The organism is Chondromyces crocatus, assembly GCF_001189295.1.
Classification (GTDB): domain Bacteria; phylum Myxococcota_A; class Polyangia; order Polyangiales; family Polyangiaceae; genus Chondromyces; species Chondromyces crocatus.
The window spans coordinates 24,261-38,467 of the sequence record NZ_CP012159.1 but is presented as its reverse complement, the minus strand read 5'-3'; the positions used below and the strand labels follow the sequence as shown (position 1 = coordinate 38,467).

General features: G+C 71.7%; 2 protein-coding genes. Both read right to left on the bottom strand.

Translation table 11 applies throughout. From position 1 onward, the window contains the following. Positions 1-155: 155 nt before the first annotated feature. Positions 156-6,668 carry a type I polyketide synthase gene (locus CMC5_RS00080; protein WP_050428499.1) on the bottom strand — a complete coding sequence of 2,171 codons (6,513 nt, stop codon included), beginning with the start codon at positions 6,666-6,668 and terminating at the stop codon, positions 156-158. After that, complete coding sequence (locus tag CMC5_RS00075) at positions 6,665-14,203, bottom strand: non-ribosomal peptide synthetase (RefSeq protein WP_050428498.1); 7,539 nt, start codon at positions 14,201-14,203, stop codon at positions 6,665-6,667. Before CMC5_RS00075 ends, CMC5_RS00080 begins: the two co-directional genes overlap by 4 nt. Positions 14,204-14,207 lie beyond the last annotated feature (4 nt).

Below are 14,207 nucleotides of genomic sequence, written 5' to 3'. Positions count from 1 at the left end.
GTGCGGGTGCGGGCGCGCCGTGCAGAACCTTCCTGCATCGTGAGCGACGACACCGACCCGGGGCATCGTGCCGCACTTCCAGACGCAGCGAAGAGCGCGTCGAGCCCGCACGGTGCGAAGAGCGCGGCGCCGCTTCGGGGGCGCGACGATGAGGTTCATCGGGCAGCGGGCATGGAGGTCTGTGTGCTGTCCGACTGCGTGCTGTCGAGGTAGGCCCGCAGCTTTCCGGCGAGGATCTCGACGTGAGGGCTGCGCAGCGTGGTGAGGTGGTGTCCAGGGATGGCGTGGACTTCGACGCCGCCTGCGGCGAGCAAGCCCCAGCCTTGCTCCGGATCCTGGCCAGGCTGCCGGCTGGCTTTGTTGGTGCTGAACAGGATCACCCGACCGGGATACGCGCGCGGGCGGTAGTCGAGCGAAGCGCGGAGGTGGAGCATGAACAGCCGGAACATCGGCTCGACCGCTGGCTGGCGCAGCGTGAGGAGCTGGGAGTCCGCCGGGAGGATGCTGGCGAGGGCCGACCGCGCGATGAACGAGCGGAGCGCGCCACCGAGCGCGCTGGGCTTCTCGGCGGCAGCAGCGTCGTCCACGGTGGAGGCCACGCGCAGGTAGGCGTAGTCGTGGAGGTGCGGCCAGAGGGCGCGCGACAGGCCGTTCGCCGCGAACTTCGTGAGGGTGAGCGACCAGGACCGATGCTCCTGGATCGGCGCGGGTTCGTCGATGAGCACGAGCAGGTCGACCGTCTCTCCGACGTCGCGGAGCTGCTGCGCCATCTCGTAGGCGACGAGGCACCCGAACGAGTAGCCGCCGACCCGGTAAGGGCCGCGCGGCTGGCGGGTGCGGATCGCCTCGACGTAGTGGCGGGCCATGGCCTCGATGGTGGTGTCGGGCAGCCCTTCGCCATCGAGGCCGATGGCTTGCAGGCCATAGACGGGCTGATCGTCGCCGAGGCGCCGGGCGAGTTCGATGTAGGGGAAGACCACGCCGGAAGTGGGGTGGGCGAAGTAGATCGGCCGCTTCGTCCCGAGGGGCTGGAGGGGGACGAGAGGTGACGCGGGCGCGGCGGGGACTTGCTCGATGGCGCGCGCGAGCCGCTCGATGGTCGAGCCCTTGAAGACGGCCTCTGGCGGAACCTTCCAGCCGAGATCGCGGCGCATGCGATCCGAGAGGCGGAGCATGATGAGGGAGTCGGCGCCGAGATCGATGAAGTCGTCGTGCACCCCGATGCGCTCGACGCCGAGGAGATCCCGGCAGATCGCCGCGATGGCCTGCTCTGTTGCGTCGCGGGGAGCGACGTAGGGCGCGGCGCGTGGGGAGCGGCGGTGCTTTGGGGTGACGTCCCGGCGCTCGGGAGGTGACGACGCGACGTCCGGAGGAGGCCGCGCGGGGTTCTGTGCGGTCGAGCTGCCGAAGGGTGCGTCGAGAGGCGGATCGGTGGGCGCGTCGAGAGGCGCGATGTGGCGTGTGGCGATCTGGAGGGGCGTGCCTGCGGTGATGGCGTCACGCAGCAAGGCGAGGCCATGGGTTTCCTGCTCGACGGCAGGATCCCAGGCGAGGCTGATCCAGCGGGTCGGGTGCCCGGACGGCTGGCCCGCGCCGGGCGCCTGGAACGCCATGACGTGCGGTGACGCGAGCGAGGGGAGGGGGACCTGGTGGGCGCGGTCTGCAGCGATGGCGTCGCACAGACCCTGACGGGCTGCGGCGGCGGCATGGCCGAAGCGGCCTGTGTCGGGCGGTGCGGAGAGCAGCACGCACACGTCGACGGCGTGGCGAGAGACCTCCTCCTGGAGCGCGGTGAGGGCCCCGCGCTCCGTCTGGATGCGGGCAGAGACGTCAGCGAGTTCTTCGACGAGGAGGGAGGTGGGCCGGGTGCGGGGTGGCGGTCCGGACGCATCGATCACCCGGCGGATGGGTCCGACCCGCGCCTCGGCGGCGCGCCAGGCGCTGGCGAGGGCGCCGGAGACCGAGAGGTCGGCGTCGAGCTGGACCACGCCCGCGCGCTGGGCCTCGCTGCGGCGCAACGCCCCAGGGGCCTCCACCGTGGGCAGGGCGGGGGACGTGGCGCGGGCGAGCAGCAGGCCGTGATCACTGCGCTGACGACCGCCGCCCGCGGGGAGCGCGAGCGTGGCGGTGAGCCCGGCGCGGTGCAGCGCGGTCTCCCAGGTGTCGAGGGAGAGCATGGGCGAGCCGCGGCGGAGGTCGTCGTCGTAAAGCCACCATCCCTCCGCGAGGCCCCAGGTGAGCGTGTCCCAGCGTGCGGCGCGGACCACCTCGACCATGGCCAGCATGCCTGCCGGGTGGAGGAGGCGCGCGAGGTGCCGGAGGGCCACGTGGACGTCGCGCGCGGCATGCACGACGTTGAGGGCGACCACGAGGTCGAAGGTGTGCGTGGCGTAGCCCTGCGCTGCTGGCTCCCCGGAGATGTCGAGCACGCCGAAGCGCATCCGTCGGTCGAGGCCTCGTCGCGCCGCCTCTCGGCGCGCGTCCTCGACGAAGGTGCGGCCGAGATCCGTCACGTGGATCTCCACGTCGAGATCCGCGAGCGCGGCGGCGAGCGGCCAGGTGAGCAGGCCTCGTCCCGCGCCGACCTCCAGCAGGCGCACCGGGCCCGCGTGCGGATCCCGCGCGGCGATCAAGCGGACGACGGCCTCGCGAAGGAGGAGGGTGTAGAGGCGCTCGCTCCGGTGCTCGACGGTGTCGCGCTCGCAGCCATCCAGGAACGCGCTGTCGCCATCGGGGTAGAGCACGCTGATGGCCTCGACCCGGCCCGAGAGGGCGTCGGGGTAGCGCTGGGCGCAGTGGGAGAGCAGGCGAGCGGTGCCCCGGAAGCCGGGGTGCGCTTCGTCGAAGCTGCGCTGGAGCAGCTCGGGATCGGGGAGTTCGCTCCCGTCGCGGCAGGGGACGATGACGTCTCCTTCGAAGCGGACGAGACCGTCCTCGCGGAGCGCGTCGAGCATGGCGTCGAGCAGCCGGTGGAAGCGGGGCTGTACGTCGAGGCGCTGCCGGAGCTCGGCGCGTGAGATCGCCTCGCCGGTGCGCAAGGGGACGCCGCCACGCAGGAAGTAGCGGGTGATGTAGGCGGTGCAGAGCGCGTGCATCGCGGGGATGAGGCCGGGCTGATCCTCGGGGAGATGCAGCGTGAGGGTGTCCCGGAGCCGCGCTTCGGCGAGCGCGAGGGCCGAGGTGGCGTCTCGCGGTGTGGGGCGTGGCGGTGGGGTGAGCAGCGCGACCTTCGTCCCGGCCGTCTCGGCCGCGCCGGCGAGCCAGCGGGCCAGGAGCGCGCCCGAGCCGTCGTCGTCGTCGAGGACCAGGAACGCGCCGTCGGTGGAGCGCGGCGCGCTGGTGGGAGGCCGATGTATTTCGGAGAGCGGGGGCGTCGCGCGGGGGGCGCGTGGGACGAGGCGCCTCGGGCCGCGGAGCGCGACGCGTGGCTCCTCTCGTGCTGCCGCGAGTTCGGCGGCGAGGCGCGTGACGAGGGGAAGATCGTGTCCCATGTCCGTGGCGAGATCGACGTGGAGGACGACGGCGTCAGGCAACTCTCGTGGCAGGGTCGCGCTCAGGCCCGCGAGGAGGGCCGCATCCGGAGAGGCCGGCACGCCGGGAGCACCAGGGAAGGCTTCCCAGCTGACGAGACCGAGGCGGTGTGGCGTCGAGGGGTGTCGCCGCATCGTGGCCTGCGCGTGGGCGAGGAGGGACTCGGGGCGCTCGACCGCGATCACCTCGGCCCCGTGCGCGCGCAGCTCGCCGCCGAGCGCCGCCGTCGTGCCGTCGTCACCGAGCAACCACCAGACGGTTTCGCGCAGCGACGAGAGGGGGACGGGGGCGGGAGGGGGCGCGTCGACCCAGCCGGGCTCGACACGCACCGTGCGCGCCATGCGCGGTAAGGCCGCCGATCGTGCGGCTGGGTGAGCTGGCGCCGTGACGGGGTGGTGGGGATCGGTGGCCGCGTGAGGCGCCGTGGGCCCCGCTGCAGCGTGACGGTTCGTGGCGCGTGGTGCGTCGATCCAGGCGCGGTGTCGTTCGAAGGGGTAGGTGGGCAGAGGGACGCGCCTGCGCCGCTCGTGCTCGTAGACCCCGCCGGTGTCCACGGAGACGCCTGCGATCCAGAGCTTTCCGAGCGCCTCCAGCATCTCCTCGACGTCGGCGCTGTCCTCACGCCCCGTCCGTGGCAGGCTCTCCACGGCGAGGAGATCGGGTGTGGATGCGCGGTGCTGGGTGACCAGCGCGGTGAGCGTGCGTCCGGGGCCCACCTCGAGCAGGATCCGGTCGGGATCTTCGAGGAGCGTCATGACCCCCCGGGAGAAGCGGACGGTGTCGCGCAGGTGGCGCGCCCAGTAGGCCGGGTCCTGGGCCTGAGCCGGGGTGATCCAGGTGCCGGTGACGCTGGAGACGAAGCGGAGCCGAGGGGGATGGCGTCGGCGCTTGCGCACCTCGTCGGCGAAGCCCTCGACGGCGGGATCCATCATCGCGGAGTGGAACGCATGGGAGACGGCGAGGCGGCGCGTGCTCAGGCCCCGGTCGGAGAGGCGCCGCTCCAGCGAAGCGATGGCCTCTTCCGGGCCGGAGACGACGCAGGCCGAGGGGGCGTTGACCGCGGCGATGGCGAGGGGCGCCTGGACGAGCGGGGCGAGGGTGGGTTCGTCGAGGCCGACGGCGAGCATCGCCCCGGCAGGGAGGGCGTCGATCACGCGGCCCCGGGCGGCGACGAGCGCAAGGGCGTCGTCGAGGGGGAAGACGCCGGCGAGGTGCGCCGCGACGTACTCGCCGACGCTGTGGCCGAGCATCGCCTCGGGCTCCACGCCCCACGACATCCAGAGGTGTGCGAGCGCGAGTTCGAGGGTGAACAGCGCCGGCTGGGCGAGGGCGGTGCGCTGGAGTGCCGCGTCGGTCGGGAGGGAGTCGGTCGTGGCGTGCGCTGGGTCGAAGAGCGCGCGCAGATCGAGGCCAAGGTGCGCGCGCAGGCGATCGCTGCACGCGTCGACGGTGGCGCGGAACGTCGGCTCGACCTGGTAGAGGGCACGTCCCATCCCGACCCGCTGCGCGCCCTGGCCAGGGAACAGGAAAGCGACGCGCCGGTCGGCCCGCGCTTCGCCGGTGAGGGTGTCCCCCGCGCGGAGGGCAGCGATCGCGGCCTCGGTGTCCCGGGCGACGAGGGCGCGCCGGTGGGCAAACGCATGCCGGCCGGCATGCAAGGTGAAGGCGACGTCGGCGAGGGCGGGCTGCCGGGCGTGGGGGGGATGCGCGAGGTGCGTCGCGAGGCGCTGCGACGCCGCGTCGAGGGCCTCCTCGCTGCGCGCGGAGAGGAGGAGGAGCGCTGCGGGCCGCGGCGACGGCGCGTCCGAGGGCGAGGTGGGCGGCTCCTCCAGCACGACGTGCGCGTTGGTCCCGCCGAACCCGAAGGAGCTGACGCCCGCGCGGCGTGGTCTGCTCTCCACCGGCCAGGGCGTCCGCACCGCGGTCACGAAGAAGGGGCTGCCTTTGAGCGGTAGCTCGGGGTTCGGGCGCTCGAAATGCAGGCTCGGCGGGATCTCTCCGTGCTGCAGCGCGAAGGTGGCCTTGATCAGGCTGGCGACCCCCGCGGCGGCGGCGAGGTGGCCGATGTTGGCCTTGATCGAGCCCAGCGCGCAGAACCCCTGCCGCTGTGTCCCTCGCCGGAACGCGCGGTTCAGGGCGTCGACCTCGATGGGATCACCCATGGGGGTGCCCGTGCCGTGGGCCTCGACGTAGCCGATGGTCGACACGTCGATCCCGGCCATGGCGTGCGCCATGGCGATGACCTCGGCCTGTCCGTCGGCGCTGGGCGCGGTGAAGCCGACCTTGTGCGCACCGTCGTTGTTGATCGCCGCGCCCAGGATCACCGCCCGGATCGTGTCGCCGTCGGCGATGGCTTCGTCGAGGCGCTTCAGCACCACGAGCCCGACCCCGTCACCGTTCACCGTGCCCTGTCCACGGGCATCGAAGACGCGGCACTTGCCGTCCGGCGAGAGGATCCCACCCTGCTGATGGAGGTAGCCGGCGTTGTACGGGAAGGTGATGGACACGCCGCCGGCGAGCGCGAGATCGCACTGGTAGGCGAGCAGGGCCTGACACGCGAGCTGGACCGCGACCAGCGAGGTGGAGCACGCGGTCTGGATCGTGAGCGCCGGCCCGCGCAGGTCGAGCTTGTAGGCCACCCGGGTGGCGAGGTGGTCACGCTCGTTGGCGAGCAAGGCCGCGAGTTCGTCGAGCCCGACCCCGAGGCGCCCGCTCGGGGTCACGTGGTGGCGCAGGTAGCCATCGGAGCCCGAGCCGGCATACAGCCCGATCGCCCCACGGACGCGGTCCGGATCGTAGCCGGCATCTTCGAGCGCGGCCCAGGCGTGCTCGAGGAGCAGGCGGTGCTGAGGATCCAGAAGCTCTGCTTCTCGTGGGCTCACGCCGAAGAACGCGGCGTCGAAGCGCTCGGCGCCGTCGAGTCGTCCGTGCGCTCGCACATGGCGCGGGTCGGAAGGATCCACGCCGGCGGCGAGCAGCTCGGCGTCTTCGAGCTGGACGATGGACTCGATGCCCTCGCGGACGTTGCGCCAGAGCTGCTCCACGCTCTCGGCTCCGGGGAACTGGCCGGACATTCCGATGATCGCGATGGCACTCCCGGCGTCGCTCGCTGTGGTGTCGTCTCCCTGTTCGCTCATGGTTTCTCATCCTCCCGAGGGGGCGCTGCAGCGCGGAGCCGCGCTTGTTGACGTCGCCGGTTCTGAAGTGCCCGCTGCTTCGCTGCGCGAGCGTCGATCGTGTCGTCCTGAACCCCCTCGTCGCTGGCTCTGTCGTTCTCGGGGGCCAGGTAGGTGGCCAGGGCGCGTACCGTGGGGTGCCTGAACATCTCCGTGAGCGGGACCTGGCGCTCGAAGGCGGCCTCCAGGCGAACGCGGACCGCGGAGAGGAGCAGGGAGTGCCCGCCGAGATCGAAGAAGTTGTCGTGGGCCGAGATGGCGTCGACGCGCAGGTGCTCGCGCCAGATCTCGGCGATGCGTCGCTCGACGGCGCCGCGCGGCGCCTCTCCCGCCGGCCCGGACGCGCGCTGCGGGGTGTGATCGTCGGAGCGCAAGGTGGCCTCGTCGGGGTGACCGCTCGCGTCTCGGAAGATGTGCTCGACCTGGCGCAGGGTGCAGTGGCTCGGAGCGCCGGCGCGATCGAGCACCGAGAGGCCGCGCGCATCCGGGAGGTCGACGCCAGGAGCGAGGACCACGTAGGCCGTGAGTTCGTCGACGGGCCGGGAGGGGGAGGCGAGTCGGCTTGCGATCTGGCGGTTGCGCTCGTCGAGGCCGAGCAGCAGGCGCGGCTCCTCCTGGTGCAAGGCGATGCGCAGGGAAAGGAGCGCGAGCGGCGGAGGGAGCGCGCGGTAGCCTCGCGCTTCGGCGAGGTCTCTCCAGGCATAGCCGCGGCTCATGCCGGTGTCGTCCCAGCGGCTCCAGGACAGGCAGTAGCTGTGGTGGTGGCCGGCGTGGCGCAGCGCGTGGACCAGGTGGTCCTGGAAACGGCTGGCGGCCGCGTAGGCGCCCGCTGACGCACCTCCGAACTGGCCGTTCACCGAGGAGAACGTGACGAACAGCGCCGCAGGCCGCTCCCGCAGAAGCCCTGCGAGCGTGAGCCCCCCGGCGACCTTGGGGCGCATCGTGGCCGCGAGGAGAGCGGGGGTCTCGTCGCCCAGCGCGCGCTCCTCGAACGTGCCGGTGAGGTGCAGGATGCCATCGAGCTTGCGCCCGATGCGTGCCTCCTCTCGCGCGACGAGCGCCTCGACGGCCTCCGCGTCGGCCACGTCGACCGCGGCGTAGTCGAGCGAGCCGCCGGTGCGTTCGGCGCGTGCGGCGAGGGCCTGGTAGGTCTCGCCACGCGGTGAGCCAGGTTCGAGCGGCGATGTCCTGCCGAGGACGAGGAGCGTCGCTCGGTGGCGCGTGAGCAGCTCCTCGCAGAGGGCGTGTCCGATGCCGCCGAGACCACCGGCGACGAGATAGAACCCATCGCGCACGAAGGGCGGCGCGACGGGGGCGGCATGCGCAGCAGTGAAGTCGATGCGTGTGAGCCGCGGAACGAGCCGCTGCCCTCCGCGGTAGGCGACCTCCTGGTCGTGCGCCGCGACCCGCATCTCCCTGAGCAAGAGCGCAGCCTGGTCTCTGGGCGCGCCAGCAGGCAGGTCGAGGTGCTGCCCGATGACCCCGGGGTACTCTTCGGGCAGCGTCGCCAGGAGCCCGAGGAGCGGGGCGCGCTCGCAGGCGACGGCATCGTCGTCGGTCACGGGTTGCGCGTGGCTCGACACCACGAGCAGGCGCAGCGGATCGTCGAGAGATGGCCGGGCGAGGAGTGCCTGCGCCAGGAGGAGCACGCTGGTGACGCCGAGGGCGCTCTCCCGGGCCACGACCGCAGGCGACGGCGGCCACGGCGCGGCGGGGCCGTACGTCCAGAGGTGGACGATCTCGTCGAGCACGTCGACGGTTCCTCGGAAAAGCACGTCGCGGAGCCGCTGGTAATCCTCCGAGCGATGCGGGGCGATGCGGTAGTGGTCCTCGCCGAGGCGAGCGAATGCGTCCCCCGGCTCGACGCGGATCAGCCGCCTCCCCGAGGGAGAGAGCGCCGTGACGAGCGCGTCCCCCAGGCCGTGCGCGTCGAGGAAGACGAGGCAGGCGCCGCGGCGCTCCGGCGCGAGGAGGCATGGCTCCTCGCGAACGAAGGTGCGGCGGTGGAACCAGGCCGGGATGGTGGCGGCCCCTCCGAGTTCCAGCTCCATCTCTCGCAAGATGGCGTCGAAGTGACCAGCAGCCAGCGCGCGCTTGAGCTGGGCGCGCTGGATCTTCCCGCTCGTCGTCCTCGGCAGCTCGTGGGGCGCGATGGGGATCACGCAGGTGGGGCTCACCCCGAGCCGTGACGTGACCTCGGCGCGGACGGCCTGCGCGATCGGCGTCGCGCTGCCGGCGCTGGGGTCGCGCGGGACGAAGAACACCGCGAGCCCCTCCGTCCCTTGCTCGGGCTCGTCGACGCCGCACGCCGCGACATACCCGGGTTCGACGCCCTGCACCGCGCCGACGAGATCCTCGACCTCGTGGCAGAAGACGTTCGCGCCACGGACGATGATCATGTCCTTCTCGCGGCCGGTGAGCGTGAGCCGCCCGTGGCGCAGAAAGCCGAGGTCCCCGGTGTCGAGCCACCCGTCTTCCACGAGGGCCTCCGCGGTCGCGCGGGGATCGTTCAGGTAGCCAGTCAGGACCACCTCGCCTCGGATCTGGAGCCGACCGACGAAGCCTTCGGGCAGGACGCGGCCCTCGCCATCGACGATCCGGAGCTGGGCGCCCGGCAGCGGCGCACCCAGCTCGACGAAGGCCGTCGTCCCCGGCGTTCCAGCCGGTCGGTCGACGAGCGCGCCGTAGCGCGCAGGCGGCGCGACGTGGTGCACGCAGCGCTCCAGATCGAACCCGTCGCAGAACGCCACGCCCGTCGCCGTCTCGGCCATGCCGAAGACGGGACACATCGCGGAAGGCGTGACGCCGAAGGGGGCGAGGAGCTGCAGGAAGTCCCGGATCACCGGCAGCGTGGCTTGCTCACCCCCGTTGAAGAAGCTCCGCACGCACGAGAGATCCCACGCACCTCTCGGGCGGTCCCGGAGCGCCTCCACGACCAGTTTGTAGCCGAAGTTCGGAGACCAGGTGCGCGTCGCCCGGTGAGCGTCCATGAGATCGAGCCACGTCGAGGGGTCGGCGGCGATGACGTCGGGGTGGACCTGCACCTGGCTGCAACCGACGCAGATGGCGGCCGAGTGAAACATCAGCAGCGCGCCGACGTGATCGAGAGGGAGCCAGTTCAGGAAGACATCGTCGGTGCGGTAGCCGTGGAACTGACGCGCTCCCTGGGCGTGGCGCAGGACGGCGCGGTGGGTCTCCGGGATGGCCTTGCAGGCCCCGGTGCTCCCGGAGCTGAGCTGGAGGAAGGCAATGTCGTCCGGGCGCCCCACGTGGATGCGGGCGGAAGACGCGCTCCCCCACAGCGAGCCGAGCGCGGTGATCCGGAGGCCGTCCATGCCCAGTGCCTCGCGCATCGAGGACAGGCTCTCGGCGAGCCTGTCGCTGGCGAGGAGAAGAGGCCGCCCGAGGCGCAGCCACCCGTCGCGCAGCTTGCCGAGGACGGCGCTGCGGGTCTCGTAGGACGCTGGGACCGTGACGATGACCGGCGCGATCCCCCCGAGGAGGCAGGCCCAGAACGCAACGAACTGCTCTTCCATGCCGTCGATCTGGAAGATCACCTTGTCGCCGGGTCGGAGCCCGGCTCCCTGCAGGCCGGCGAGGAGCTTGCGGGCGCGTTCGAGCAGCTGGGCGTAGCTCTGGTGCGTCTCGCCACGGCGATCGACCATCACGATGCCTCGATCGGGATGGCCCGCGATGCGGAGCACGGCCTCCACGAGCGTTGCGGGCTCGTCGCCCCTCAGCAGGAGCGGCCCGCCGTCGACGAAGGCGGGCGGCGTCGCTGGCGTGGAGGGTGTGATGGGGGCCGCGGTCTCGGCCTCGACCAGCGTCGAGGTGGTGGGCGCGGTGCCGCTCCGGGTCCAGCCGGGCAGCACGTCGCTCAGGTGGAGCAGGGGGAAGGGGGGGGGGACGTTGCGGACGAGGACGACGGCGTTGTCGACACCAGGAAGCGATCGCAGGTGCGCTTCCCAGCGCTGGGCCAGCTCCTCGTCGAGCACAGGGAGCCGTTCCAGTGCTTCCTCGTCGAGTCGGCCAGCGCTCGTGCGGGGTAAGCTGGTCACCAGCGAGCACGTCACCGGGAGGAGACGAGCAGGAATGCGCTGTGCGAGCCGAGCGCCGAGCCGCGCCGACGAGGGCTCTCTCGGGGCGACCACGTGAGCGACGCGCTGACCCTCCGCGCGCACACGGACCGCGCAATCCTCCACCATCGGATCCGTCAGCAAGGAAGTGGCGATGAGGTCGAGCTCGGCGCGTTGCGCATCGAGCGCCCGCCATGCGTCCTCGGCCCAGGGCGCGAGCGTGGAGAGCGAGGCATCCGGAGCACGGCTCGCGTGCTCCAGCAGCGCGACCAGCCGCTCGGCGAGGTGAGCGATGCGGTCCTCGTCGAAGAGATCACGCCGGTAACGGACGGCGCCGGTGAGTCCCCCTTGGTCGGGCCAGAGCTCCACGGCCAGATCGATGAAGAGTGCGCCCGGGTCCAGCTCTTCGAGTGACACCGTGAGCCCACCCGAGAGAGCGCAGCTCGTGGGCGCGACCTGGAGCGCGAGGAGCGCCTGGACCAGGGGATGTCGCCCCGGGGAGCGCTCGGAGTCCAGGGCGCCTGCGAGCTGCTCGAAGGGAAGATCTTCCCGCGCATAGGCACCGAGCGCCCAGCTGCGCGCCCGCGCCACCAGCGCGCGGAACGTCGGATCCCCACCCGTTTGCGCGCGCACGACGAGGGTGTTGGCGAAGAACCCGATCAGGCCTTCGAGAGCATGGTGGGAGCGCCCGGCGAAGGGGACGCCCAGGAGGAAGTCGTCCTGACCCGTCCACGGATGGAGCACTGCGGAGAGCCCCGCGAGGAGTGTCATGAACAACGTCGCCCCTTCCTCGCGTCCCAGGGCGACGAGCGACGTGACCGTGGACCGCTCCAGGTGGAGCGGCACACGACCACTCGGCCCCTCCGAGGCCGCCCCATGGGGTCGGTCCGTGGGGAGCCTGAGCTTGCGCGGGGCCTCGTCGAGCGCGCGGCGCGCCGAGGCGAGCAGCTCCTCGATCGTTGCGGCGTTCAAGCACTGCCGCTGCCAGCGCGCGAAGTCGGAATACTGCACGAGCAGGGGGGGGAGGAGGTCGAGCCGTCCCTCGGAGACGCTTCCCATCGCCGGAGGCGCATGCCGTACCGCCTCGTACAGCGCGCAGAACTCCCGGGTGAGGACACCGAGAGACCAGCCATCGGCGGCGATGTGATGCACGATCAGGAGCAGGGCGTGCTCCTCCTCGTCCAGACGGACGAGGCGCGCGCGCAGCACGGGACCTTGCTCCAGATCGAAGGGGCGTGCGTTCTCTTCGGCGACGAGCGCGGCGAGGCGTGCTTCACGCTCTCCGGTGCCGACCTGCGACAGATCGTCGAGCCCGAAGGACTGCGTGTGCGCCGCGAGCCGTGGCGGATCGGGCTGCTGGCATGGCTCTCCCTCCTCCGTGACGTACCGGGTGCGCAGCGACGCATGCCGGTCGACGAGCGCCGTGAGCGCGCGCTCGAGCACGCGCCGATCGAGGGGACCACGCAAGCGCAACAGCGCTGGTAGGTGATAGGCGGTGCTTTCCGGGTGGCGCTGGTGATGGAGCCACAGCCGGTGCTGCGCGAAGGACAGCGGGGCGAGCTTCTGTGTGTCCTGGGGCGCGATGGGGGAGAGAGGAGCGGCCGTACGGGATCGCGCTGCACGAGCCCGCGCCACGAGTGCCTCGACGGTCGGTGCCTCGAACAGCACGCCGGACGGGAGGTCGACCCCGAAGATGCCGCGGGCGCGCGCGATGACCTGCATCCCGCAGAGCGAGTCACCGCCCAGCGCGAAGAAGTCGTCGGTGACGCCCAGCTCGATGGCGAGCGCCTCTCGAAAGACGTCGAGGATCTGCTCCTCGTCGTCGTCCCGGGGAGGAAGGAGCGCCCGGAGCGAGCGGGGGGCGAGTCGGTTCGGTTCGGGGAGGCTGCGCCGGTCTGTCTTTCCGCTGGGCGTCTGCGGCAGCCCATCCATCCAGATGAACTGTGTCGGGAGCATGAAGCGGGGAAGGCGCTGCTGGAGGAACTGCCGCAGCTCCTGGATGCCGCGTGCATCGCGCGTGAGGCTCGGCCGCGGCACCACGTAGGCGAAGAGGTGTCGCTCCGCGCCCACCTCTCCTCGGGCAATGATGGCCGCCTGCACGACGCCCGGGTGATCGGCGAGGATGGCCTCGACCTCTCCAGGCTCGATCCGGAAGCCGCGGACCTTCACCTGATCGTCGGAGCGGCCGAGGAAATCCAGGGTGCCATCGTCTCGCTGCCTGGCCCGATCCCCCGTCCGGTACAGCCTGGCGCCAGGGGTCGTCGCATGCGGATCCGGAACGAACCGCTCCGCGCTGAGGCCTGGCTGATCGAGGTAAGCGCGCGCATGTCCGTCTCCGCCGAGGTACAGATCGCCTTCCTCGCCGGCCGGCACCGGCGTGAGCCGTGCATCGAGGATCCGCGCGTGCGCATGGGGAAGTGGCGCCCCGATGGAGACCGCGCCCGTGACGTCACGAGGGACCTCGAGGCTCGTGGCATAGGTGGTGAACTCGGTGGGTCCGTAGAGGTTCAGCACCCGCTGCACGGTGGGGATCGCATAGACGTCGCGGGCCAGCCGGCCCTGGAGAGGCTCGCCCGCGAGGCACACGACCCGCACCGAGGAGGGGACACCGCCACGGCGGGTGAGTTCGGTCATCGCCGTCGGCACCGTGTTCACCAGGGTCACCAGCGAGGTCTCCGGGAGCACTGGCAAGTGCAGCGCGTCGGGCGCCACGATCAACGTGCCTCCACGGGAGAGCGGCGCGAACACCTCGAAGACCGAGAGATCGAAGCACACCGAGGTGGCGAACAGCACCCCTGCGAGGTCTTCGTCCGAGAACACCGTCGCCGCCCACCGGATGAGCCGCACCGCCGTGCCGTGCTCGATGGCGACGCCCTTGGGGGCGCCCGTGGAGCCCGACGTGTAGAGCACGTAAGCGAGCGCGTGATCCGAAGCCAACGGGGGCAGCGGTGTGTCTGGCTGTGCCTCGATCGCTGCCGCGTCTGCGTCGACCCGCAGCACGATGGCATTGCTCGTCGGGAGCCTCCCCTCGAGGGCACTCTCGGTGAGGATCACCGCGGCATGCGCATCCGCCAGGACACGCTCGGTCCACGGGCGAGGATAGGATGGATCGAGCGGGACGTAAGCACCGCCTGATTTCAGAATGCCGAGGAGCGCGACGATGAGGTCGACGCCACGATTGCAGCAGAGCCCCACCCTGGTCTCGAGCCCGACGCCCCGGGCACGCAGATACCACGCGAGCTGATTGCTGCGACGAGACAGCTCCGCATACGAGATGGAACGCCCACGGTTACGGATGGCGATCGCATCGGGCGTTCGTAAGCGCTGCGCTTCGACGAGGGCATGGAGCTGCGTCGCGTCGCTCCATGAATCTGATGTTTCGTTGTCGGCCTGATTTGGAGCAAATAACCAATCCTGCATGGCG

Coding starts and splice junctions, on each gene's coding strand:
- CMC5_RS00080 (WP_050428499.1), bottom strand. CDS start 6,668: ATGAGCGAACAGGGAGACGACACCACAGCGAGCGACGCCGGGAGTGCC.
- CMC5_RS00075 (WP_050428498.1), bottom strand. CDS start 14,203: ATGCAGGATTGGTTATTTGCTCCAAATCAGGCCGACAACGAAACATCA.